This is a genomic window from Sphaerimonospora mesophila (assembly GCF_001417795.1).
GTDB classification, from domain to species: domain Bacteria; phylum Actinomycetota; class Actinomycetes; order Streptosporangiales; family Streptosporangiaceae; genus Sphaerimonospora; species Sphaerimonospora mesophila.
The window spans coordinates 136,078-160,858 of sequence record NZ_BCBX01000040.1 but is presented as its reverse complement, the minus strand read 5'-3'; the positions used below and the strand labels follow the sequence as shown (position 1 = coordinate 160,858).

20 protein-coding genes are annotated in these 24,781 nt (G+C 70.2%); 16 read left to right on the top strand and 4 right to left on the bottom strand.

Annotation, left to right across the window (positions count from 1 at the left end; all coding sequences use genetic code 11):
- Positions 1–13: 13 nt before the first annotated feature.
- From AP234_RS22175 to AP234_RS22165, 3 genes are all read right to left on the bottom strand, one after another.
- Positions 14–2,050 (bottom strand): DUF6807 family protein, encoded by a 2,037-nt coding sequence (locus tag AP234_RS22175; RefSeq protein ID WP_063843036.1) that lies wholly within the window; start codon positions 2,048–2,050, stop codon positions 14–16.
- Entirely contained in the window at positions 2,038–3,090 is a 1,053-nt protein-coding gene (locus AP234_RS22170; protein ID WP_055481617.1) for a mandelate racemase/muconate lactonizing enzyme family protein, read from the bottom strand. Before AP234_RS22170 ends, AP234_RS22175 begins: the two co-directional genes overlap by 13 nt.
- Positions 3,091–3,211: 121 nt before the next feature.
- Complete coding sequence (locus AP234_RS22165; protein WP_055481616.1) at positions 3,212–4,093, bottom strand: NAD-dependent epimerase/dehydratase family protein; 882 nt, start codon at positions 4,091–4,093, stop codon at positions 3,212–3,214.
- Positions 4,094–4,444: 351 nt separating this feature from the next.
- On the opposite strand from AP234_RS22165, the gene AP234_RS22160 reads away from it, so the two are divergent.
- The 8 genes from AP234_RS22160 (at position 4,445) to AP234_RS22125 (ending at position 13,945) form a co-directional block, all read left to right on the top strand.
- Positions 4,445–5,368, top strand: coding sequence for an aldose epimerase family protein (locus tag AP234_RS22160; protein ID WP_235558319.1), 924 nt, complete (start codon positions 4,445–4,447; stop codon positions 5,366–5,368).
- Positions 5,369–5,708: 340 nt separating this feature from the next.
- A complete protein-coding gene (locus tag AP234_RS22155; protein ID WP_083502343.1) occupies positions 5,709–6,719 on the top strand; it encodes a carbohydrate ABC transporter permease in 1,011 nt (336 codons plus the stop codon).
- A 52-nt stretch (positions 6,720–6,771) separates the two neighbouring features.
- Positions 6,772–7,566 (top strand): carbohydrate ABC transporter permease, encoded by a 795-nt coding sequence (locus tag AP234_RS22150; protein ID WP_235558323.1) that lies wholly within the window; start codon positions 6,772–6,774, stop codon positions 7,564–7,566.
- 39 nt (positions 7,567–7,605) lie between these two features.
- Positions 7,606–8,874, top strand: coding sequence for an extracellular solute-binding protein (locus AP234_RS22145; RefSeq protein WP_055481613.1), 1,269 nt, complete (start codon positions 7,606–7,608; stop codon positions 8,872–8,874).
- Positions 8,875–8,943: 69 nt separating this feature from the next.
- Positions 8,944–10,230 (top strand): Gfo/Idh/MocA family protein, encoded by a 1,287-nt coding sequence (locus AP234_RS22140; protein ID WP_055481612.1) that lies wholly within the window; start codon positions 8,944–8,946, stop codon positions 10,228–10,230.
- Positions 10,231–10,416: 186 nt separating this feature from the next.
- Positions 10,417–11,421: a LacI family DNA-binding transcriptional regulator gene (locus AP234_RS22135; protein ID WP_055481611.1), complete on the top strand. Its 1,005-nt coding sequence runs from the start codon at positions 10,417–10,419 to the stop codon at positions 11,419–11,421.
- 216 nt (positions 11,422–11,637) lie between these two features.
- On the top strand, positions 11,638–12,447 hold the full coding sequence (locus tag AP234_RS22130; RefSeq protein ID WP_235558318.1) for an NAD-dependent epimerase/dehydratase family protein: 810 nt from the start codon (positions 11,638–11,640) through the stop codon (positions 12,445–12,447).
- A 1-nt stretch (position 12,448) separates the two neighbouring features.
- A complete protein-coding gene (locus AP234_RS22125) occupies positions 12,449–13,945 on the top strand; it encodes an aldehyde dehydrogenase (NADP(+)) (protein WP_200926648.1) in 1,497 nt (498 codons plus the stop codon).
- Positions 13,946–14,026: 81 nt separating this feature from the next.
- On the opposite strand, the gene AP234_RS22120 is transcribed toward AP234_RS22125, so the two are convergent.
- Positions 14,027–15,400, bottom strand: a complete 1,374-nt coding sequence (locus AP234_RS22120) for a pectate lyase family protein (RefSeq protein ID WP_055481609.1) — start codon at positions 15,398–15,400, stop codon at positions 14,027–14,029.
- A 255-nt stretch (positions 15,401–15,655) separates the two neighbouring features.
- On the opposite strand from AP234_RS22120, the gene AP234_RS22115 reads away from it, so the two are divergent.
- The 8 genes from AP234_RS22115 to AP234_RS22080 all read left to right on the top strand — a co-directional run bounded on the left by AP234_RS22115 (position 15,656) and on the right by AP234_RS22080 (position 24,716).
- Complete coding sequence (locus AP234_RS22115; protein ID WP_235558322.1) at positions 15,656–17,026, top strand: ABC transporter substrate-binding protein; 1,371 nt, start codon at positions 15,656–15,658, stop codon at positions 17,024–17,026.
- Between the two features lie 159 nt (positions 17,027–17,185).
- Entirely contained in the window at positions 17,186–17,959 is a 774-nt protein-coding gene (locus AP234_RS22110) for an IclR family transcriptional regulator (protein WP_055481608.1), read from the top strand.
- Positions 17,960–18,018: 59 nt separating this feature from the next.
- Positions 18,019–20,595: a DNA translocase FtsK gene (locus AP234_RS22105; RefSeq protein WP_055481607.1), complete on the top strand. Its 2,577-nt coding sequence runs from the start codon at positions 18,019–18,021 to the stop codon at positions 20,593–20,595.
- A gap of 105 nt (positions 20,596–20,700) precedes the next feature.
- The gene (locus AP234_RS22100; RefSeq protein ID WP_063843035.1) at positions 20,701–21,438 is read left to right on the top strand and encodes a helix-turn-helix domain-containing protein; all 738 of its coding nucleotides are present in this window, start codon (positions 20,701–20,703) and stop codon (positions 21,436–21,438) included.
- 29 nt (positions 21,439–21,467) lie between these two features.
- Complete coding sequence (gene rimO, locus AP234_RS22095; protein ID WP_055481605.1) at positions 21,468–22,907, top strand: 30S ribosomal protein S12 methylthiotransferase RimO; 1,440 nt, start codon at positions 21,468–21,470, stop codon at positions 22,905–22,907.
- On the top strand, positions 22,904–23,536 hold the full coding sequence (gene pgsA, locus AP234_RS22090; protein ID WP_055481604.1) for a CDP-diacylglycerol--glycerol-3-phosphate 3-phosphatidyltransferase: 633 nt from the start codon (positions 22,904–22,906) through the stop codon (positions 23,534–23,536). The genes rimO and pgsA overlap by 4 nt, the downstream gene beginning before the upstream one ends.
- Positions 23,537–23,560: 24 nt before the next feature.
- Entirely contained in the window at positions 23,561–24,082 is a 522-nt protein-coding gene (locus AP234_RS22085) for a CinA family protein (RefSeq protein ID WP_055481603.1), read from the top strand.
- Positions 24,083–24,335: 253 nt separating this feature from the next.
- On the top strand, positions 24,336–24,716 hold the full coding sequence (locus AP234_RS22080; RefSeq protein ID WP_055481602.1) for a helix-turn-helix domain-containing protein: 381 nt from the start codon (positions 24,336–24,338) through the stop codon (positions 24,714–24,716).
- Positions 24,717–24,781 lie beyond the last annotated feature (65 nt).

The window sequence follows — 24,781 nt, the reverse complement described above, 5'->3', positions numbered from 1 at the left end:
TGGGGGAGGCCGGTCACCCGGGGCTCCCGGGGTGTGCCGTGCCGACCGATCGCGCCAGTGACGCGGCGGCGGCCCGGTCGAGCCGCCCGTCCACCACGACAGTGATCACTCGGCGGGTCAGCGTGTCCGTGACGGGCAGCGGCCGGTCCCAGGCCAGCGCGGGACCCACGCCGGGGTACTCCGCCACCCGCACGAACCACGGGTCCACCGGACCGGCCTGTACGAAGACCAGGCTCCAGGCGTCGGACACCAGCGCCAGCCAGGGGGAGCGGCTGCCGTGAACGTCGCGTTCGCCCTCCGCCTCGCCGGTGAACACGGCCGGGTTCGACGCGTCCTTGGGCGCGCGCCAGAAGAACCCGCCGTATCCGGCGCCCGGCCGTCCCTTGCACGCCGAGCTCCTGATCTCCAGCGGCTCGCGTACGGTGAGCGTGAAGGCGAAGTCCAGCGCCCACGCGCCGCCCGCCTGCACCGGCCCGGCCAGGACGGTCCGCCGCTCCCCGGCGATGGTCGCGCCGTCGGGGCCGAGCCACGTCAGCTCCTCGTGGAACCCGCCCTCGCACTCCTCGAAGGCGTCGTGCCGCTGCCGGCCGTGGTCGCCCAGCCAGACCGGGCCCCGGTCGTGGACGAAGGTCCTGCCACCCCAGAAGTTCACCCCGCCGACGTCCGCGACGGCCAGGCCGGCGCCCAGGTGATGGACGTGGTCGGCGGGGCGGAACTCGGTCACCCGCACGCCGGCGAGCGTCCGCACCGGGTGCAGGTACGGTCGCGGCGCGTCGGTCGCCGGCAGGTCGGGCCGCCATACGTAGGAGGCCACCGGCGTCCCGGCCACCCGCAGTGTCCGCGTGTCCGCCGCCTGTGGATCCCGCGCGGTCGTTCCGGCCGCCGGTGGGTCCGGTGAGGCCGTGCCCGCCGCCGGTGGGCGCCAGGTGGTCGGCCGCGCCGTCGCCCATGCCGCGTACGGCTCCGAGCTCAGCTCGGAGAAGAGGGCCAGCCGCCGGGCGCTTCGGTCCGTCAACTCCCTGACGCCGGGAAGCTCGCGCCGGTCGGCGTGGATCGTCTGGTGCTCCGCCGCGATCGGCAGCGGGTCGGGCGCCAGTCGCACCGCCTCGAGGAACTCCATGAAGGCGCCGGTGCGCGGGAGCGGCACGAGCAGTTCCGCGCCGTCCCTGACGTGCTCGATCAGGTTCTCCAGCAGGTTCACCCGGGGGTGGACCGTCCCGTCGAGGTCGTCGGTGGTGTAGGTCAGCCGGGCCGTGCCCGCCGACCCGTGCACGATCAGGTACGGCTCGGACCGCCCGGTCGCGCACAGCGACACGGCCACCGTGATCACCTGGCCGTTCGCCAGGTGGATGCGGGCAGCGGCGGTGTCGTCCGACTCGATCGGGTTGGCGTGGAACAGCTCGAGCTCGACCGAGGCGATCACGCCCCGCTCCTCGGCTCCGGCGACCGCGAGCGCGGTGGCGGTGGCGTGCGCGAACGGGTTGGTGAGCGCGCCGTCCATCACCGCCCGCCCGTTCAGCCGGCGGCGGCCGGCCCAGGGCGAACGGGTGAAGTAGTCGGCCGGCCGTTCCCACGCGCCCGCCACCCCGATGCCCCGGATCTCGCCGAGCGCGCCGGAGGCGATCCGCTCGCGCAGCGCGGGGATCGCGGCTGAGCCGAGGCTCTGGAAGCCGACCTGGCAGGCCAGCCCGCTCCGCTCGGCGGCCACGGCGATCCGCTCGAATCCGGCGAGCGACGCCGCGGGCGGCTTCTCCAGCAGCACGTGGGAGCCCGCGCGCAGCGCGGTCACCGCGAGGTCGTCGTGGGTGTCGATGGGCGTGCACAGGATCGTGATCTCCGCACCGGTGCGTTCGATCAGCTCGGACAGGCCGTCGGGACGCGCCTGCTCGGGAGAGCCGAGGCCGTCCAGCCGCTCCGCCTCCACCGGGCGCACGTCGCAGACCCCGGCCAGCTCCACCAGTCCCCGGGCGGCCAGCCCGCGCAGGTTCTCCAGGTGCGAGCGGCCGTGGCCGTACGCGCCCGCGAGCACGACCCTGGTCAACTCGCCCATGTCAGCCCCAGCCCCGCCTGTCCGCCCGAGCGCAGCTCCGCGCCGCCGATCTCCACCGGGTACGGCTCGGCGAGCAGCCCGAGGTCGGACAGGGAGGCGTCCTCGACCAGCTCGACCATGGCCGGATGGTGCAGTGTCAGCGCGAGCTGCCCCGACAGCTCGGTCAGCAGATGAGGGTGGACCGGGACGTCGAAGGCCCGCGCCAGCTCGGCTATGCGCAGGAACGGGGTGATCCCGCCGACCCTGACCACATTGGGCTGGACCACGTCGCACGCGCCCGCCGTGAGGAGGTCGCGGAAGCCGTGGACGGTGTAGACGTTCTCTCCGACCGCCACCGGCACGCCGATGCTCCGGCGCAGCTCCACGTGGGCGGCGACGTCGTCGGCCGGCAGCGGCTCCTCGATCCAGTGCGGGTCGTACGGCGCGAGCGCGGCGATGGCGCGGCGGGCCCGGTGCAGATCCCACCGCTGGTTGGCGTCGATCATCAGCAGCGTGCCGGGGCCGATGACCTCGCGGACCGCGGCGACCCGCTCGACGTCCTCGGCCGGTTCGGGCCTGCCGACCTTGATCTTGACGGCCGGATATCCCGCGGCGCGCCAGCGCCGGGCCTGCTCGACCAGTTCCTCGAGCGAATAGTGCAGGTTCACGCCGCTGCCGTACACCGGGACGCTCCCGCGGCGCGGCCCGAGCACGTCCACCAGGGAGGACTCCCCGCAGCGCAGGTCCCACAGCGCCAGGTCGACCCCGGCCATCGCGATCGTGGTCAGGCCGCCGCGCCCGGCCTCGCTCAGGTGCCGGGAGAGCCGGTCCCACACCAGCTCGGGGTGGGCCGGGAGACCGATCAGCGCGTCCCTGATGTCGTGCTCCAGCAGAGCCCGTACGGCCTCAGCCCCGATCTGCGGCGTCCAGGAGAAGCCGGTGCCGGTCCGTCCGTCCTCCAGCGTGATCTCGCACACGATCACGTGGTTGTACCGCACGTCAGCACCCCACGGGCGACGCAGCGGCATCGTACGCGGCGTGATCCTCAGGTCCTTGATCATAGGGACACCAGGGTGAGGCCCGGGCCGTCGAGAGTCGGCACGGGGAGGAACGGGACCCCGCTGAGGTTCATGATCGATGATCCTTTCGGGAGGGCTCGGCGTCCGGAAGACGGCGTGGTGCTCAGGTCAGCTCGGTTCGCCAGCTGCGCTTGGCCTGCCAGCCGAGCAGCCGCTCGGCCTTGGCCGAGGAGAAGGCGGGGGTGGTGCCCGTGAGGGCGGCCGCGAAGGCGGCGGTGGAAGGGATGACCCGCGGCAGCAGCTCCGCGAGCGGCTCGCGGGCCAGCGCGTCCGCCGCGCCGGCGAAGAAGACCTCTCCGTTGGGCAGGTCGGGCAGCCGGTCGAGCAGGGTGAGCAGCAGGTCGGCCGCGTCGCGGGCGTCGATGTAGTTGAACAGCGAGACACCGGCGATGTCCGGCCGGTCCAGCCGCTCGGCGATCGTGTGCCCCGACTGGGTCGGTGCCCCCTCCCACTCCTCCGGCGCGATCACGAAGCAGGGCCGTATCGCGGCCATCTTCGTCTCGGCCGTACGGGCGAAGGAGCGCATCGTCTCCTCGGCGACCAGCTTGGACAGGCTGTAGGCGTTCCACGGCTGGGCCGGGTGGTCCTCGTCGATGGGCAGGTAGGCGGGGGTCCAGCCGGTCGGCGAGCCGTACCCGATGACGGTCGGGCTGCTCGCCACGATCATCTTGCGCACGCCCAGCGCCACGGCCGCGTCGCACATGTTGAAGGCCAGCTGCGAGTTCGTGCGGAACGTCACCAGGTCGCTGCGGCTGAACGGAGTCGCGATGGCGGCCAGATGCACGACCGTGTCGGGCCGGAACCGGGCGATCACCTCGTAGGCCTCGCCGAGGTCGGCGAGGTCGGCGGGGAGGGCGTCGGCGGCGTCGGCGGGGGTGCCCGGCGCCCGGTCCACACCGATCACCTCGTGGCCGGCCGCGGCGAGCGCGGACACGACGCTGCGCCCGAGGCGCCCGGCGCTCCCGGTGACAAGAGTTCTGCTCACAAGTGTCTATCCCTTCTGGCAGTCCCCGAGGGACTCGGAGTCTGCAACCAGTTGCACCAAACTGTGTCGCTAACCGCTCGAAACGTCAAGTGTTCAATTCGGTGATGTGGTTGACCTGCTATTTCGTGTCCAACGTCAATTGGAGGGCGCGCAACCGGTCGCAGTGCCGACGGTGATTTCCTGGACCGGACGCTGGTACAGGTACGACCGCTTGCGTTACGGTGCCGCCGTCGCCGCGGGCGAGGCCGCCACCCCACCGCCGCCGAGCGGGAGTCCGGCTCCGGCGATCAGGGAATCGATTCAGAGAGCGAGTCAACCGTGAGATTTGGGGCTACACCCGCCGGAGAGACCGTGGACCGGCACGTCCTGGCGAACGGCCGGATGCGGGTCGGGATCCTGACCCTCGGCGCGATCATCCAGTCCGTCGAGCTGCCCGACGGGACCGATGTCGTCCTCGGCCTGCCCACCGTGGCCGACTACCTCCAGCGCAGCCGCTACTTCGGCGCCCTGGTCGGCCGGTACGGCAACCGCATCGCGGGCGGCCGCTTCACCCTCGACGGCGTCCGCCATCAATTGCCGCGCAATGACAACGGGAACAGCCTCCACGGCGGGCGGACGGGGTTCGACAAGCGGATCTGGCGGGCCGAAGCGGACGGCGAGCGTGCCGTACGGCTGAGCTACGTCAGCCCGGACGGCGAGGAGGGCTACCCGGGCACGCTCACCACCTCGGTCACCTACACCCTCACCGAGCGCGACGAGCTGCGGATCGACTACCACGCCACCACCGACGCGGCCACCGTGCTCAACCTGACCAACCACTCCTACTTCAACCTCGCCGGCTCGGGTGACGTACGCGATCACGTCGTCACCATCGAGGCCGACCACTACCTGCCGGTCGACGCCGGGAAGATCCCGCTGCCCGGGGCGCCCACGCCGGTGGCGGGCACGCCGTACGACTTCACCCGGCCCATGGCGGTGGGGGCGCGGCTCGACGGCTGCTACGACCACTGCTACGTGTTGCGCCCCGGCGGCGTGATGCGGGTGGCGGAACCGGTGAGCGGCCGGGCGATGGAGGTGACGACCACCGAGCCGGGCGTCCAGTTCTACACCGGGCACATGCTGGACGGCGTCGCCACGCCGTACGGCAGGCACGCCGGGCTCTGCCTGGAGACGCAGCACTTCCCCGACTCGCCGAACCGGCCCGACTTCCCCTCGACCGTGCTCAGACCGGAGGAGGAGCATGTCTCCACCACCACCTACCGGTTCGTGAGCTGACCGTGTGCCGATCCAGGTCGTGACCCGGGCCGGACAGGGTCCGTACGGGAGGCGCGCCGCGCCCGCCGGTCTTCCCGGCGCCGGCGCGCTCCCGACCGTTCACGGAGCCGTCCGGTCGTCCACGACCGCCCGTCCATCACTGCAACCGCTTGTAATAAGACGGTCGCCAAGTCGATAACTTTCCCACTCGTCGGGGATAGCCACCAACCCTGCTACCTGCATAAACATAGATCTCGACATATCGATAACGCCGAGATAACGCCTGCAAAGGGTTGACGAACGTTTCCTCTGGGCTATAGGAAAGCGCCCAATCCATCACGTCTCATCGGGAGGTCCCGTGATGACGACCGAATCACGCGAGCTTCGGTCCGGATCTGTGTCGGAGGTCCCTCGAGTCGATTCGCCGTCGCCGAAGCCCGCGGTCGCGGCACCCGCTTCCGGAAGCGAACCCTCGGGGAGCGTCAGCCGTTCCCGCCGCGAGGCATGGGCGGCCTACCTGTTCCTCACGCCGTGGTTCGTGGGCCTGTTCCTGATCACGGTCGGTCCCATCGCGGCCTCGCTCTACCTGTCCTTCACCGACTACAGCCTGCTCGAAGAGGCGAAGTGGATCGGCGCGGACAACTACTCCAGGATGTTCGGCGCGGACCAGCGGTTCTGGACCTCGCTGAAGGTCACCACGATCTACGTCGTCGTCTCGGTGCCGCTGCAACTCGCCTTCGCCCTCGCGCTGGCGCTGCTGCTGGACCGCGGGCTGCGGGGCCTGTCCTTCTACCGGTCGATCTACTACCTGCCCTCGCTGCTCGGCGGCAGCGTCGCGATCGCCATCCTCTGGCGGAAGATCTTCGGTGCCGAGGGTCTGATCAACGCGGCGCTCGCCGTGTTCGGCATCCAGGGCAGCAGCTACGTCAACGACCCGGACACCGCGCTCGGCACCCTGATCCTGCTGCACGTCTGGACGTTCGGCGCCCCGATGGTCATCTTCCTGGCCGGCCTGCGGCAGATCCCGAGCAGCTACTACGAGGCGGCCGCGATCGACGGGGCGGGGACGTTCCAGCGGTTCAGATCGATCACGTTGCCGCTGCTCACGCCGATCATCTTCTTCAACCTCGTGCTCGAAGTGATCAAGTCCTTCCAGTCGTTCACCCAGTCGTTCATCGTGAGCAACGGCGGGGGCGGCCCGAACGACGCGACGCTCTTCTACACGCTCTACCTCTACCTCAACGGCTTCAAGCACTACGACATGGGCTACGCCGCTGCGCTGGCCTGGGTCCTCGTCCTCATCATCGCCGGTCTGACCGGGGTCAACTTCCTCGCGTCCAAGTATTGGGTCTTCTATGGCGACAGCAAGTAGGCATCTGCCGGTCCTGTACCGGCGCCGCGTCTCCAGAGGTGCCAAGCACCTGATGTTGGTCGGCTTCGGCCTGGTCATGCTCTACCCGCTGCTGTGGATGATCTCCAGCGCGCTCAAGCCGGAGGAAATGATCTTCCGTGAGCCCGGCCTGATCCCCAGTGAGATCACCTTCGAGAACTTCACCGAAGGCTGGAACGCGCTCGCTCATCCGTTCGGTTACTACCTGTGGAACTCGGCGGTGGTGACGGCGCTGTCGGTCGTCGGCAACCTGGTGGCCTGCTCGATGGCGGCCTACGCCTTCGCCCGGCTGAACTTCCCGCTGAAGAAGCTGTGGTTCACGATCATGCTGGGCTCGATCATGCTGCCGCTGCACGTGGTGATCGTGCCGCAGTACATCATGTTCGCCAAGCTCGACATGATCAACACGATCTGGCCGCTGGTCCTGCCGAAGTTCCTGGCCCACGACTCGTTCTTCATCTTCCTGATGGTCCAGTTCATCAGGACGCTCCCGCGCGAGCTCGACGAGGCCGCCGCGATCGACGGCGCCGGTTACTGGCGCACGTTCTTCCGCGTCATCATCCCGCTCTGCACCCCCGCGCTGGCCACCACGGCGATCTTCACGTTCATCTGGACGTGGAACGACTTCCTCAGCCAGCTGCTCTACCTGAACAACCCGAACAACTTCACCGTTCCGGTCGCGTTGCGCACCTTCCTGGACTCCAGCGGTGAGTCGTCGTGGGGGCCGATGTTCGCCATGTCGATCATCGCGCTCGGGCCGATCTTCGGATTCTTCCTGGCCGGCCAGAAGTACCTGATCCGCGGTGTCGCCACCACGGGTCTGAAGTAGTTCCTCACCCCCCGAAATGAGCAAAGAGAGGACGAAGAGATGCGCTCTCTGAAGATGGCGGCCCTGCTCACCGTGGCCGCGATGGCCCTGACGGCCTGCGGCAGCGGCGGCGACGACGCGGCCGACGGCAAGGTCAAGATCCGGTTCTCCTACTGGGGCAGCGACTCCCGGCAGAAGCTGACCGAGGAGGTCATCGCGGCCTTCGAGAAGAAGAACCCGGACATCGACGTGGTCGGCGAGTTCTCCGACTGGCAGAGCTACTACGAGTCGCTGGCCACCAAGGTCGCGGCGGGCGACGCGCCCGACGTCATGACCCTGGAGATCCGCGGCCTGGCCGAGTACGCCGGCCGGGGCGCAATCGCCGACCTCACCGGCAAGGTCGACACCGCCGCCCTCGACCAGGACGCGCTCGCCGCCGGCCAGGTCGACGGCAAGCAGTACGCCATCCCCACCGGCGTCAACGTCTTCGCGATGTACGCCAACAAGTCCGTCCTCGAGAAGGCGGGCGTGGAGCTCCCGGACGACAAGACCTGGACCTGGGACGACTACATCAAGCTCTCCGCCGAGATCAGCAAGGCCGGCAAGGGCGAGTACTACGGCACCGAGTACACCTCCAACAACCCCACCTACCCGACCATCTACGCCGCCCAGCGCGGTGAGAAGCTCTACGACAACGGCAAGATCGGCATCACGGCCGACACGCTCAAGGCCTGGTGGGGGAACTTCCTCACCATGATCGAGACCAAGGCCTCGCCCGACGCCGCGAAGATGAACGAGATCATCGCCGCCGGCGTGGAGCAGTCGCTGATCGGCACGAACAAGGGCGCGTTCGGCATGTGGTGGAGCAACCAGCTCGGCACCCTGGCCAAGGTCTCCGGCTCCGAGCTGGCCATGCTGCGCATGCCCAAGCTGGAGAGCGGCGGCAGCAACGGCATGTTCCTCCAGCCCGCCATGCACTGGACCATCTCCAGCAAGACCGGGCACCCGGCCGAGGCGCAGAAGTTCGTCGAATTCCTGATCAACGACCCCGAGGCGGGCGGCATCCTGCTCAGCGACCGGGGCCTGCCGATCAACTCCAAGGTCCTGGAGGCGATCAAGGGCAAGCTGACCCCGGCCGACCAGCAGAGCCTGGAGTTCATCGACGAGGTCAAGAGCGAGCTCAGCGCGGCGGTCGTTCCCCCGAAGGGCGCCTCGAAGATGGAGGACGTCATCAAGCGTTACACCGAGGCCGTGACCGCCGGCCAGATGACCCCGGACGAGGCCGCCGGCAAGTTCCTCGAGGAGGCCAACGCGGCCATCTCCGGCTGAGACCGAAGACACCCATCGCCGCCGTACGGCTCGCCCGGGCCGTACGGCGGCCCTCCGCGGAGAGACGAGATGAGATACGCATTCGTCGGGCTCGGCCACCGTGCCCAGATGTACGTCGACGCGCTGCTCGGCGACTGGCGGGACACCGGCGCCATCGTCGCGCTGTGCGACACCAACCGGACCCGGATGGACTACTACACCGAGCTCATCGGGGAGAAGGTGCCCTGCTTCGCACCGGACGACTTCGCGTCGATGCTGGAGCTGTGCGACGCGGTGGTCGTCGCCACGGTGGACGCGACGCATGCCCGTTACGTCGTCGAGGCGCTGGAGGCGGGCAAGCGCGTGATCGTGGAGAAGCCGCTGACGACCGACGCCGAGGGGTGCGCCGCCATCGCCGCCGCCGCGGAGCGGAGGCCCGGCGCGCTGATCGTCACCTTCAACTACCGCTACTCGCCCCGCAACTCGGCGGTCCGCCGCCTCATCATGGACGGCGCGATCGGCGAGGTCACCTCCGTGCACTTCGAGTGGACGCTGGACACCATCCACGGCGCCGACTACTTCCGCCGCTGGCACCGGGACAAGGCCAACTCCGGCGGCCTGCTCGTGCACAAGGCCACGCACCACTTCGACCTGGTCAACTGGTGGCTGGCCGCCGCGGCGCAGAGCGTGTACGCCCAGGGGGACCTGCGCTTCTACGGCGCGGACAACGCCAGGGCGCGCGGTCTCGGCGCGCGGCCGGAGCGCGGCAGGGGCGCCCCCGGTCTCGGCGCCGACCCGTTCATCCTGGACGTCGGCGCCGACCCGCGGCTCAAGCGCCTCTACCTGGACGCCGAGCATGAGGACGGCTACCTCCGTGATCGGGACGTCTTCGCCGAGGGCATCACGATCGAGGACAACATGGCGGTCCTGGTCCGCTACGACAACCGGGCCCTGCTCACCTACTCGCTCAACGCGCACGCGCCCCTCGAGGGGTACCGGGTCGTGTTCAACGGCACCGGCGGCCGGATCGAGCTGGAGGTGTGCGAGCGGGCCTGGACGCCGCCGCGTGCCGCGATCGATCCGAGCGCCGCTTCCAAGGAACACGCGTCGGGCTTCCACGAGCGGCTCACCCTGCAGGAGCACTGGCGGGAGGCGCGAGAGATCCCGATCGAGCATGGCGACGGGGCGCACGGCGGCGGCGACCGGCTGCTGCTCGACGACGTGTTCCGCGGCCCCGGCGACGACCCGCTGGCCAGGCAGGCCGGCTACCTCGACGGGATACGCGGCGTCATGGTGGGCGTCTGCGCCAACGAGTCCATGCGAGCCGGCCGGCCGATCCGGTTGGTCGACGGTGGTACCCGCATGGCCGACCACTGAGCGGAGGAGGCGGCCGGGTTCACCATACTTGTGTCCGACGGGCTGGGCTGGGGGAGCCGCGATCCCGCGAACCCGGCGAGTCATCACGGGTGTGCTCGCCGGCTCGGGAGACGACTTCGGCCTTTCCGCACAGGAGCGGGTCCTCGGCTGGCTCGCCCGCCACTTGAGAGCAGACAGAGGTGTGCAATGGCGGTAACGATCAGGGACGTGGCGCAGGCGTCGGGAGTGCACGTCTCGACGGTGTCGCGTACGTTCTCGGCGCCGCACATGGTGAGCGGGGAGACGCGCAACCGGGTGTTGGCGGTGGCCGAGGAACTGGGTTATCGGCCGAATCGGGCGGCGCGGGCGTTGACGACGGGGCGGACGCACAATCTGGGGCTGATCGTCGCTGACATCGCCAACCCGTTCTTCCCTCCGCTGATCAAAGCGGCGCAGGCGCAGGCGCGTGAGCGGGACTACCACGTGTTCGTCGCCGACACCGACGAGAACTCGCTGCGGGAGCAGGAGTTGATCGAGACGCTCTCCAAGCAGGTGGACGGTGTGCTGCTGTGCAGTCCGCGCCTGTCGAACCGGGTGATCGAGCGGTTGCGGGCGCAGGTGCCGTTCGTGGTGGTCAACCGGTGGATAAAGGGTCTGCCCACGGTGCTGATGGACGTGGGACAGGGCGCGGCGGCGGCGGTGGAGCACCTGGCGGCCCTCGGCCATCGCCGGATCGCGTTGCTCTCGGGCCCCAGCGGTTCGTGGACCAGCCAGGAGATGCACACGGCCGTCACCGCCGCCGTGGCCGAGTTCGACATCGAGCTGACGGTGCTGCGGCCGAACGAGCCGACCGAGCGGGGCGGGCTGGCCGCGGCGGCCGCCGTCGCCGCCTCGGGGGCGACCGGAGCGCTGTGTTACAACGACCTGGTCGCGATCGGGCTGATCGAAGGGCTGCGCGAGCGCGGCCTCGGCGTGCCCGACGACGTGAGCGTCATCGGCGTGGACGACAGCCTGCCGAGCCGGTTGAACCGGCCGAAGCTGACGACGATCACGATGCCGACGGCCGCCGCCGGGCGGATGGCCGTCGATCTCCTGCTGGCGGCGGTCAACGCGGGAGAGGGCGAGGCGGCCACCCTGGCCCGGCTGCAGACCAACCTCGTCGTGCGCGAGTCCACCGGTGCCGCCCCCGCCGGGCCGGGGCCGCGCGAGTAGTCTCCGGTCTCCCGCGCCGCCGTGCCGTACCCGGCGGGCGGGCTCGCGGGGCGATTCGTGCGCCCGCACCCTTTGCTCCCGTTCTTCGAACGTTCCGGTTCTTCGATGTGCCGGCCGGGCGGTCCGGCCCGGTGCTTCCTTGCCGGTCGCCGACGGTTCAGACTGCGGTACATCCGATCTGAGCGACGACATCGAGGAATGAAGGAAGCGGATACGTTGCGAATACTCATGACCGGCGCCGCGGGAGGAATGGGCACCCTGCTCCGGCCCCGGCTGGCCAGGGAGGGGCGTGTGCTGCGCCTGCTCGACATCGAGCTCGACCCCGCCGATCTGAACCCGGGGGAGGAGGCGGTGGTCGGCGACATCACCGATGCCGGCACGATGGCCGAGGCGATGGACGGCGTCGACGCCGTGCTCCACCTCGGCGGCCACAGCCGGGAGAAGCCGTGGGCGGACATCCTCGATGTGAACGTCAACGGCACGTACGTGGTGCTGGAGGCCGCCAGGAAGGCCGGGGTGCGCCACGCGGTGCTGGCCAGCAGCAACCACACCGTCGGGTTCTACCCGCGCACCGGTCGTGTGCCCGACTACCTGTTCCCCCGGCCGGACACCTACTACGGCGTCGGCAAGGTCGCGCTCGAGGCGCTCGGCTCGCTCTACCACGATCGGTACGGCATGGCCGTGACGTGCCTGCGCATCGGGTCGTGCTACGAGCGGCCGCACGACGACCGCATGCTGTCCACCTGGTTGTCCCCCGACGACTGCGCCCGTCTGGTCGAGGCGTCGCTGACAGCGGAGGGGTTCCACATCGTCTGGGGCGTGTCGGCCAACACCCGGGGTGGGTGGTCCCTGGAGGAGGGACGGGCCATCGGCTATGAGCCACGGGACGACTCCGAGATGTTCGCGGCGGAGATCCTCGCGGCCCAGGGCGAGCCGGACCCGGCCGACACCACCCTCGGCCTGATCGGAGGGTCGTTCTGCGGCCACGATCTAAATGTGGACAATCTCTCCAAGAAGGGGAGATGAGATGACTATGGGAGATCTGACCTCAGGCAAGGACATGGTCAACGGAGCCGACGTGGTCGACGACGCGGTGACGCGTGCGGCCGCGTCGGGGACGAGGTGGCGGGAGACCCCGGCCGCCGAGCGCGCCGCGGTGCTGGAGGGCGTCGCCGACGCCCTGCTCAAGCACACCGACGAGCTCTGGCCGGTGGCGGACGCGGAGACCCGCCTCGGCGAGACGCGGCTGCGCGGAGAGATCGCGCGTACGGCCGCGCAGTTCCGGCTGTTCGCCGCCGTGCTGCGGGACGGCGGCCACCTCGAAGCGGTGATCGACCACCCCGACCCGGACGCCACGCCGCCCCGGCCGGACGTGCGCCGGATGAACCACCCGATCGGGGTGGTCGCGGTCTTCGCCGCGAGCAACTTCCCGTTCGCGTTCTCGGTCGCCGGCGGTGACACGGTCTCGGCGCTCGCGGCCGGCTGCCCGGTGGTGGTCAAGGCACACGAGGGTCACCCGCGTACCTCGGATCTGACCGCCTCGATCGTGCGCCGGGCCCTGCCCGACCCCGATCTGCTCGGGCTGGTGCACGGTTTCGAGGCGGGGGTGTCGCTGGTCGGGCACCCGCTCGTGACGGCCGTCGGCTTCACCGGTTCGCTCGCGGGCGGCAGGGCCGTCCAGGAGCTGATCGGCCGGCGGCCCGACCCGATCCCGTTCTACGGCGAGCTGGGCAGCGTCAACCCGGTCGTCGTGCTGCCGTCGGCCGACCCCGCGGCCGTGGCGGCGGGGTTCGCGGCCTCGCTGACGCTCGGCGTCGGCCAGTTCTGCACCAACCCCGGCCTGGTGTTCGTGCCCGGGCACGAACACCAGGCCGGGGATCAGAGCGAGTCCGGGGGGCGGGGTGAGTTCGAACGGGCCATCGGCGCGGCCGTCGCCGCGACGACCGGCGGTCCCATGCTCACCGCGAAGATCCGTGACGGTTATCTGCGCGCGGTCGAGCGGCTGCCCGCCGCCGGCCTCGCCGTACTGGCCAGCGGCAGCGCCCCGGAGGACGGGGACGGCGTGACGCCGCAGGTGTTCTCCGTCGGGCTGGAGGCGTTCGCCGACGGCCTGCCCGAGCTGGCGGAGGAGTGCTTCGGACCCGCCGCGATCATCGTGAGATACCGTGATCCGGCGGACCTGCCGGAGGTGCTGCGACGGCTGCCGGGATCGCTCACGGCGACCGTGCACGCGGCCGATCCGGCCGAGGCGCGCGATCTCGTGCCGGTGCTGCGGCGGCTCGCCGGCCGCCTGATCTGGAACGGCTGGCCGACCGGAGTCGCGGTGTGCTGGGCCATGCATCACGGCGGCCCGTGGCCCGCCTCGACGGCCGCCGCGCACACCTCCGTGGGGGCGGCGGCCATCATGCGGTGGCAGACCCCGGTCGCCTACCAGGACTGGCCGGCCGACCTGCTCCCCCTCGAACTGCGTGACGACAACCCCCTCGGGGTGCCGCAGCGGGTGGACGGCCGCCTCCGGGCCTGACCTGCCCCACCCACCGTGGCGTACGGCTCGCGTCCTGCCGGGGCGCGAGCCGTACGGTCCGGCGGGCTGGGCCGGGGCCGGTCAGGACAGGTGACCGGCCCCGGCGCGGTGGGCGACGGTCCCCTGGACGGCGGCGGCGGGGTCGATCCGGGTGTGCAGGGTCGGCGTCCACCCGGCGTCGGAGCCGAGGTCGGGGTCGTGTGCCGCGTTGTACACGCCGACGAGGTCGACCGGGCGCTGCCTGCCGTCGACGCGCATCAGGTTGTTCTTCGCGGTGAGCGCGGTGCCGCCCCAGTCGTGGAGCACCGTGTCGGGCTTGACGCCGCGGCCCAGCCGGAAAAGGTTGGCCTCCGCGTAGATCTGTGACTGGACGCCGACGCCCAGGGCGTAGATGAACGTCCTCGGGTCCGGGATGTCGTAGAGGTTGTTGTAGATGTGCACCTTGCCGAAGCGTACGCGTGGCAGCCGCTGCAGCACGTTCGAGAAGTGGTTGTGGTGCACGGTCACGTTGAGCTTGCCGGCATCGTTGGCAGGGTTGTTGGTCGAGCCGATCAGCATGGTTTTGTCGTGGTCGGCGAACCTGTTCCATGACACCGTCACGAGGTCGGACGCGTGGGTGATGTCCAGTTCCCCGTCGTGCACCTGGTACGGCCTGCCGAAGTAGATCGGCTGGGACGAGTCCGGGTTGGCGCCGTCGGTGAACGTGTTGTGGTCGATCCAGACGTGGGTCGATCCGGTGACGGAGACGTTGTCGTACAGCGAGTTCCAGTTGCCGTCCGTACCGTCGGTGGGATCCCACTGGGGGAAGCAGTCGGCGGCGTCTTCGAACCGGATGTTGCGGATGATGACGTTGTCGACCTTGTCGACGTGCAGGCTGATGCCGCGGATGGTGGCGCCGGGCAGGCCGACGATCGTGGTGTCCGACGACACCTTGAGCTTGATGTCAGCGGTCTGGGCGGCGGCCGAGGCGACCCTGGCCTCCTCCATCGGCCCCGACGGCTCGCTGGCCCGCCCCCACACCTGTGGGTCGTAGGCGGCCAGGTAGGCGCTCAGCGAATAGCCGTTCCGCACGTAGTCGTCGCAGGTATTAGCGGGGGCTATCACGCCCTTGATATAGATGATCTTGGGGGACGGCGCCTTCAGGGCGGTGGCGAGCTGGTCCCGGTCGGCGACCACGTGGACGTTCGAGGCGGGGGCGGCGGTCCCGCCGGTCGTTCCCGTGCCCGAGGAGGCCCAGCCGTCGCCGGCGGGCAGCGTCTGGCGGCCGAGCCGGTCGAAACGTCCCGGCAGGTCGCCCCGGTCCGGCCGGTCTCGGCCGGCGGAGGAGGTCTGGCCGGACGGGATGTTCTGCGCTGATCGGGTGGTCGACGCGCTGCTCGGATCCGTCACGGCCTGCGCGGGTGTGGCCGCCCCGAGTGCGAGGACGGCTGACAGGAGGAGTGCACTGCTGCGCATGAGCTGTCCTTCGACATGATTATGAACTGCATTCATGTATATGAACAGGGACCGTACGGCCGTGCGGTGCGCCCGGTCAAGACGGAACGGGAAATCACCGAAAGGTTTCCGGCCAAAAATTTCGATCGGGCGCGGGCCCTTGACAGCCCTCGGGGTGGGCCGCCACCGTAGAGGACCTGTCCACGTTCATGAACACGGTTCGAGCATGTGTCTGCTCGTGGGAGTGTCAGGCGAGGAGGTGCGCCGGTGGCGACGATGCGCCGCGATGCCGTGCCGCACTCGCCGATGTCCGGGAACCGCACGAGGCCCGGCCGGGGTGGGGCCGGGTCGGTCCGACGCGGACACCGCCTGCTCGGCGCGGTGGCGGTCGCCCTACTCGCGGTCGCCGCCGGGGGCTGCGGCCCCTCGGGCCCCACCGTCGACGCGGGCAGGACGACGATAACGTTCTGGGACAACAACGGGGGCAGCCGCGCCCCGATCTACCAGGAACTGATCAAGCGCTTCGAGGAGGCGAACCCGGCGATCGACGTCGAGTACGTCGGCGTTCCGATCGCCTCGGTCCAGCAGAAGTACGATGCGGCGATCGCGGCCGGTGACACGCCCGACGTCGGCGGCGTCACCACCTCCTATCTCGCCGCTCTGGTGGACCGGCGGGCGCTGGAGCCGGCCGAGGGCTGGCTGGCCGGGAGCACGGTCAAGGGCAGGCTGGCCGCCGGCATGCTCGAGTCCAGCCGTCAGGCGGCACCGGACGGTGAGCTCTACCTGGTCCCGAACACCTCCAACATGGACGTGATCTGGTACCTCAAGAACCTGCTGCCCGAGCCCGTGGCCACCTGGGACGAGTTCTTCGCCGAGGCGGACAGGCTGACCGATGCCTCCGGTCGGTACGGTTACACGATCCGGGGCGGAGCCGGATCGATCTTCCAGCTCCTCGCCGAGATGTACTCCTACTCCGGAATCACCCGGTTCTTCGACGCCTCCGGCAAGAGCACGGTCAACGACCCGAGGAACACGGAGTTCCTCACCAGGATGGCCGGGATCTACCGGAAGAACACCCCCGAGACCGACATCGCCAACGACTTCCCGGAGATGGTCGCCGCCTTCGCCACCGGGAAGATCGCGATGATGCACCACAACCTCGGTTCGTACAACGACCACGTGAAGGTGCACGGCGCCGACCGGATCGGCGCGTTCCCGCTGCCGGTCGGGCCGACGGGCAGGCACACGGTCGTCGCCAATCCCGTGGACGGCTTCGCGGTGTTCAGGAACAGCGAGCACAAGGCGGCGGCCTGGAAGTTCGTGGAGTTCCTGGTCTCGGCGGAGAGCAACGGCTACTGGAACCGGCGGACCGGGCAGATCCCGGCCAACACCGAGGCCCAGGGCGACGCCTGGGTCGCCGAGCTGCCGCACCTCAAGGCGGCCGTCGACACGCTGAACGACCCGGACACCGCGGTGGTCTCGCCCCCGTACCACCTTCCGCGTTTCTCCTCCATCACGAAGGCCGACACCGAGCCGCTCTTCCAGAAGGTGCTGCTCGGCCGGCTGAAGCCCCAGGAGTTCCTCGACGTCCTGGCGCGGAAGCTGACCGACGCCCAGGCCGAATGGAAGCGGGCGCGTGGCGGCTGACGTCCCAAGACGAGGGCCGGTGCGTACCTGACCACGTGCCGGCCCTCCCCCTTCCGGCCGTGTACGGACCCCTCCGTCCGGCCGGCGGAGCCGGGCGGGCGAGCCCGGCCGGGGAACCGGACCACAATAGGAGGCGGACCGCGGTCAGGGAGGTTACAAATGGCGGAACCGGTGCCACACGTGAAGTCGGCGCTCCGTACGGTCGAGCTGCTCGACTTCCTCGCACAGTATCCCGGCCTGCACAGCCTCACCGACCTGCAGGGCAAGCTCGGCTACCCCAAGAGCAGCCTGCACGCCCTGCTGCGCACGCTGGTCGATCTCGGCTGGATCGAGACCGACGTCACCGGAACGCTCTACCGCATCGGCATGCGGGCGCTGCTGGTCGGCGCGACGTACATCGACGGCGACCCGGTGGTGCAGATCGCCAGGGACGCGCTCGACTGGCTGGCCGAGGCCACCGGCGAGACCGTGCACCTGGCCCGGCTGGACCACTTCGACGTCGTCTATCTCGCCACCCGGGCCTCGCGCCACTACCTGCGGCCGTTCTCCCGCGTCGGCCGCCGCCTGCCGGCGAGCACCACCTCGCTCGGCAAGGCGATCCTCGCCGGCCGCGACGACGAGGAGGTGCGCGCGATGCTGCCGCCGGAGTTGCCCGCGCTGACGCGGCACACCATCACCGATCCCGTACGGCTCCTGGCCGACCTGGGCGAGGTACGCGAGCACGGGTACGCGGTGGACCGCGAGGAGAACACCGAGGGAGTGCGCTGCTTCGGCGTCGCCCTGCGCATCACCGACCCGCCACGTGACGCCATCAGCTGCTCGGTGCCCATCCCGCGGCTCACCGACGAGCGCGAGCAGGAGATCACCGCCTGCCTGTTCGAGGCAAGGGACCGCATCGAACGCCTCGCCGTACGGCAACGCCGTGCCCTCTGATCCTCTCCTGTCGGCGAGCCTCCGGGAAATCTCCCGCTCTCCGGAGTAACTTCGGCACCATGGCCGCCCGTACGTCCGGACAGGGGTCCGGCAAGCGCCCGACGCCGCGCTCCGGGTCCCGTACGGCTTCCGCGAAGCGCCCAGCCTCCCGTAGCCGGGCCGCGGGCAAGTCTGCCCGCAAACCGGCGCAGAAGCACCCCGTCGCGGCCGGTCAGGACCCGATCAGCTGGGTCTTTCTGATCATCGGCAAGCTCATCATGGGCCTGTGGTCCTTGATCGCCAACGCGCTGGGCGGGGCCGCCAGGGCGCTCGGGCAGGGGGCGCGCGATCTCGACCCGGCACACCGCCGCGACGGGGCCGGCCTGGCGGTGCTCGCCGCCGCCATCGTGGTGGCCGCGATGACCTGGCGCGACACCAAGACCGGGGCGGCCGCCGTGGTGGACGCGGTGGTGCGCGGCACGGTCGGCGCGCTCGGCTGGGCGGTCCCGGTGCTGCTGGCGCTGCTCGCCTGGCGGCTGCTGCGCCACCCCGACCAGAACGCCGAGACCGGCCGGATGGGCATCGGGTGGGCCGCGCTGCTCGCCGGAATCCTCGGGATCGTCCACGTCGCGCACGGCACGCCGTACCCGTCGGGCGGGCCGAACGACGGCATGGGGCACGTGTCGGAGGCCGGCGGCATGCTCGGCTTCATGGTGTCGGCCCCGCCGTCGAGCATCCTGCCGCCGTTCATCACGATTCCGCTGCTGCTGATGCTGTCGGGGTTCGGCGTGCTGGTGATCACGGCGACCCCCGTCCACCGCGTCCCCGAGCGGCTGGCCGAGATCCAGCACATGCTCTTCCACCGGCCTGAGGGGGCTCCCGACGCCTCCCGGCCCAAGTCCAGGCCGGCCACACCGAAGAAGCGGCCGCGCAGACGGGCGGGGGACGGCGACCGGCCGGGCGACGGCGAGGCCGGCGCCAAGCCGTACGACACGCCCGTGCTGAAGGAGCACTCCCCGGAGATCGTGCCCGGTCTGGTGGACGAGACCGGCGCAGCGGAGGCCGCCGAGGCCGCCCGGTCCAGGGAGTCGGCACAGTCGGGGCAGGCCGGGCAGCCGGGACATGCGGCGCAGCCGCCGCTGCCGACCCCGGCGCCGCGCAAGGTCGAGCAGCTCATGCTGTCGACACAGGCCGGGCCGTACGTCCTGCCGGATCTGCAGACGCTGCGGCCGGGCACCGCGCCGAAGCCGGAGACCAAGGCGAACCGGACGGTCGTGAACGCGCTGACCAGCGTGCTGGAGCAGTTCGCGATCGACGCGCAGGTCGTCGGCTTCACCCGTGGCCCGACCGTGACGCGGTACGAGATCGAACTGGGCCCGGCGGTCAAGGTCGAGAAGGTCACCGCGCTCACCAAGAACATCGCTTATGCCGTTAAATCGGCGGATGTCCGGATCCTGTCGCCGATCCCCGGCAAGTCGGCGATCGGGGTGGAGATCCCCAACGTCGACAAGGATCTGGTGTCACTCGGCGACGTGCTGCGCTCTGAGGTGGCCCAGCGTGACCATCACCCGATGATCGTGGGCCTCGGCAAGGACGTCGAGGGCCGTACGATCGTCGCCAACCTGGCCAAGATGCCGCACATCCTCATCGCGGGCGCCACCGGGGCCGGTAAGTCCACCTGCATCAACGGACTGATCACCTCGATCCTGCTGCGGTCGACACCGGACGAGGTGCGGATGGTGCTCGTCGACCCCAAGCGCGTCGAGCTCAACACCTACGAGGGCATCCCCCACCTCATCACGCCGATCATCACGAACCCGAAGAAGGCCGCCGAGGCCCTCGAATGGGTCGTGGGCGAGATGGACCGTCGCTATGACGACCTCGCGGCCAACAACTTCCGGCACATCGACGACTTCAACAAGGCGGTCAGGGCGGGCAAGCTGACGCCGCCGCCCGGCAGCGAGCGGGTGTACCAGCCCTATCCCTACCTGCTGGTGATCGTCGACGAGCTCGCCGACCTGATGATGGTCGCCCCCCGGGACGTCGAGGACTCGATCGTCCGCATCACGCAGCTCGCCCGAGCCGCGGGCATCCACCTCGTGATCGCGACGCAGCGGCCGTCGGTCGACGTCGTCACCGGGCTGATCAAGGCCAACGTGCCCTCCCGGCTGGCGTTCGCGACCTCGTCGCTGGCCGACTCGAGGGTCATCCTCGACCAGCCGGGGGCCGAGAAACTGGTCGGGCAGGGCGACGCGCTGTTCCTGCCCATGGGCGCCAGCAAGCCGATGCGGCTGCAGAACGCGTTCGTCTCCGAGAAGGAGATCGCGGACGTCGTCGCCCACTGCAAGACCCAGATGCAGGCCGAGTACCGCGAGGACGTGGCCGCGCCCGCGACCGCCAAGCGGGAGATCGACGAAGAGATCGGCGACGACCTCGACCTGCTGATCCAGGCGGCCGAACTGGTCGTCTCGACCCAGTTCGGATCGACCTCGATGCTCCAGCGCAAGCTGCGGGTCGGCTTCGCCAAGGCGGGGCGGCTGATGGACCTGCTGGAGAGCCGCGAGGTGGTGGGCCCGAGCGAGGGGTCGAAGGCACGGGAGGTGCTGGTCAAGCCCGACGACCTGCCCGCCCTCCTGGCCGATCTCCGGGGAGATTGAATAACTTTGGGTAGACCTCCGAGTACGTTGCGTAGCAGACTACTGGTTGAATGGGACTAACTACGCAATGTAGGGCGAGCGGCAGCTCGGACAAGGGGGCGACCTATGAGCGTTGGCGCTGCGTTGTCGGAAGCGCGGCAGCGAGCTGATCTGACCGTGGCTCAGCTCAGCGATCGCACGCGCATCCGCGAAGGTGTCATCGAAGGCATCGAGCGAGATGACTTCTCCGTTTGCGGCGGCGACTTCTACGCGCGCGGCCATATCCGGGCCCTCGCCGGCAGCCTGGGACTGGACGCCGAGGACCTGGTCCGGCAGTACGACGAGCTCCACGCCGGCTCGCGGTCCCCGGTCCGGGCGTCCGCCGTGTTCCGCGGGGAAGACCTCGTCAGGAACCGGTCGCGGCATGCCCCGAGCTGGACCATGGCCGTCGCCGTCGCGCTGGCCCTCGTCGTGGTGTTCGCCGTCGTGCGGCTGCTGAGCGGCTCCGGCGGCAAGGCGGGGGAGACCGCGGCCCAGCTCCCCATCGCCGTGCCGAACGCGGGAGCCCATCAGGCCCACGAGCCCGGCCGGCCCGCGCAGGCGCGCGGCGTCGTCACGCTCAAGGCCGTCGCGAAGAAGCCGACGTGGGTGAACGTCAGGGACGGCCAGGGCCACAAGGTCTTCCAGGGCACGCTGACGCAGGGCAAGGCGACGACCTGGACGGCCAAGGGCCGGATGCGGGTGACCGTCCGCGACGCGGGAGCCGTACGGCTGGAGGTCAACGGCAAGGACGTCGGCGCCCTCGGCAAGGACGGCCAGACGGTGGTGCGCACCTTCGAGGCGGGCGGCCCGGGTCCCCGCTGAGGGCCAACTGCCGATACCGTAGTTTCATCATGTCTGCTCGCCGAACCGTTTCGCTGATCACGCTGGGCTGTGCCCGCAACGAGGTCGACTCCGAGGAACTGGCCGCGCGGCTCGACGCTGCCGGGTGGCGCCTGGGAGACGAAGATCCCGACATCGTCGTCGTCAACACCTGCGGGTTCATCGACTCGGCGAAAAAGGACTCGATCGACACCCTGCTCGCGGCGGCCGACACGGGCGCCAAGGTGGTCGCGGCGGGCTGTCTGGCCGAGCGGTACGGCGAGCAGCTCGCCGAGGCGCTGCCCGAAGCCGCCGTGATCTCCTTCGACGACTACACCGAGATCGGGGAGCGGCTCGACGACGTGCTGGCGGGCAAGGCGCTCAAGCCGCACTCGCCGCGCGACCGGCGGACGCTGCTGCCCATCACACCGGTCGCCCGCGCGGCCGCCGCCTCGGGTGCGAGCATCCCCGGCCACGGCGCGCCGTCCGACAGGCGCCGGGCCGACGAGAGCCTGCCGGACGGCGTGGCGCCGGCCAGCGGCCCCAGGACGCTCAGGAAGCGGCTGGGCGGTGGCCCGGTCGCCTCGATGAAACTCGCCTCCGGTTGCGACCGCCGCTGCACGTTCTGCGCGATCCCGGCGTTCCGCGGCTCCTACGTCTCCCGCCCGCCGGAGGACCTGCTGGCCGAGGCCCGGTGGCTGGCCGGGCAGGGCGTCACGGAAATCGTGCTCGTCAGCGAGAACTCGACGTCGTACGGCAAGGACCTGGGCGATCTGCGCGCGCTGGAGAAGCTGCTGCCGCGGATCGCCGCGACCGAGGGCATCGAGCGGGTTCGGGTCAACTATCTCCAGCCCGCCGAGCTGCGGCCCGGCCTGCTCGATGTGATCACCGGAACCGAGGGCGTGGCGCCGTACTTCGACCTGTCCTTCCAGCACGTCAGCGGCCCGCTGCTGCGGCGGATGCGCCGGTTCGGCGATGCCGAGCGGTTCCTCGATCTGCTGGCGCGGATCCGCGAGCGCGCGCCGGAGGCGGGCATCCGGTCCAACTTCATCGTGGGCTTCCCCGGCGAGACCCCCGGCGACTTCGACACGCTGGTGGGCTTCCTGGAGGAGGCCAGGCTCGATGTGATCGGTGTCTTCGGCTACTCCGACGAGGAGGGCACCGAGGCGTTCTCCTTCGAGGGCAAGCTCGACCGGGAAGTGATCGACGAACGGGTGACCGCGTTGAGCGAACTGGCCGAGGAACTGACCGCCCAGCGCGCCGAGGAGCGCATCGGCACCGACCTCGAGGTTCTGATCGACGAGGACCTGGGGGACGGGGGATATGAGGGCCGTGCGGCGCACCAGGGCCCAGAGGTGGACGGCTCGGTCACCGTCCAGGGGATCGGACTGGTCCCCGGCCGGATCGTCCAGGCCGTCGCCGTCGACGCCGAAGGGGTCGACCTGATCGCCCGGATCAAGGCAGGCCCATGACGGAGCGCAGCGAGCCGCCCCTCGTCCCGCAGCCCGCGCCGTCCGTGTCCGCCCCGTCGTCCGTCCCGACGACGCGACGGGTGAGCACCTGGAACATCGCGAACGCGCTGACCATCGGACGACTGGTGATCGTGCCGGTTTTCACGGTCTTCCTGTTCCTGGAGGGCCCCACCTGGCGGCTCGCTGCGCTCGGCGTCTTCCTTCTCGCGTCGTTCACCGACCAGCTCGACGGCTGGCTGGCCCGGAAGTACGCGCTGATCACCGACTTCGGCAAGATCGCCGACCCGATCGCGGACAAGGCCCTGATCGGCGCCGGTCTGGTGAGCCTGTCCTTTCTCGGTGAGCTCCCCTGGTGGGTGACCGTCGTGATCCTGGCCAGGGAGGCGGGGGTCACGCTGCTGCGGTTCCTGGTCATCAGGCACGGCGTGATCCCGGCGAGCTACGGAGGCAAGGTCAAGACCGTCCTGCAGATCGCCGCCATCGCGCTCTACATCGTGCCGGTGGTGCCCGCCCCGGTCAGGTGGGTGGCCATCGGACTCGCGCTGGCCGTCACGGTGGGAACCGGCCTCGACTACGTGGTGCGGGCGATCCGGCTGCGGCAGGTCGCGGCCAGGGCACGGGGCGGGTGAAGGCACGTCGATGCACGGGAGGGCATGGTGACCGACGGGACGGCGGGAGAGGCCGCGGCGGAGACGGCGCGTGTCCTGGAGCTGCTGGTGGACGGCGGGGCCACCGTCTCGGTCGCCGAGTCGCTGACCGGAGGTCTGATCGGAGCGACGCTGACGGCTCCGGCGGGAGCGTCCGCGGCCTTCCGCGGCGGGGTGGTGGCCTACGCGACCGACCTAAAGGCCGCGCTGCTCGGTGTGCCGGTCGACCTGCTCGCCAGGGAGGGTGCGGTGCACCCCGACGTCGCGGCCGCGATGGCGCGGGGGGTGCGCGAACTCACGAGGTCGGACTACGGCCTCGCGGTCACCGGGGTCGCCGGCCCCGACCCGCAGGACGGCAGACCGGTGGGCACGGTGCACATCGCGCTGGCCGGTCCGGAAAACCGGATCCGGCACCGTGACATCGTCCTCGACGGGGGCAGGGACCAGATCAGGCAGGGAACCTGCCGAGCGGCTTTAAGCCTGCTTAGAGGTGTGCTGGAGGCAAATATGGGGGAACATTCCGGGTGATTACCGCGTTACGTCACCAGCGAACATGCTCACCACGGTCTGCCGCGGTGTTGCTCTCTACAGGTACGGTGGAGCTGTGAGTGAGGTCCGTGAGCCATCGGCGAGGAGCAAGTCAGGCGCGCGCCCGGCGAGAGGGCCGAGCGAACCAACGGTGACGGCGAGGAGCATGCACGAAGGACATTCGAAGAAGGGGCGACATGAGCCCACCGCGCGAGGCGTCGTGAAGGCGCCCCCCTCCGGGAGGGAGCGACAGATGATCCTGCTGCGTCAGCTGCTGGGTGACGTGCTGCGAAGGTTGCGTATGCGCCAGAATCGCACGCTGCGCGAGGTGTCCACGCTGGCGCGCGTCTCGCTCGGTTACCTCTCCGAGGTCGAACGCGGCCAGAAGGAGGCCTCCTCGGAGCTGCTCGCCTCGATCTGCGGTGCGCTGGGCGTGCCGCTGTCGCAGGTGCTGCGCGAGGTCTCCGACCAGTTCGCGCTGGCCGAGCTGCAGGCCGCCCCGGTCCTGGCCGACGTGCCGGAGCGCGAACGCCTGCCGATCCCCGAGTCCGTGCCCGCCGGCATTCCCGACACCGAGTTCGACGAGGACTTCCGCGGGTACAGCCCGGAGGTCAAGGACATGGTCGCCGCCTGACCACGGCGTTTTCCGGCCCGTCGCGGCCGTCCTGCCGGCGATGCCGGTGTGACTCCGGGTGAGTC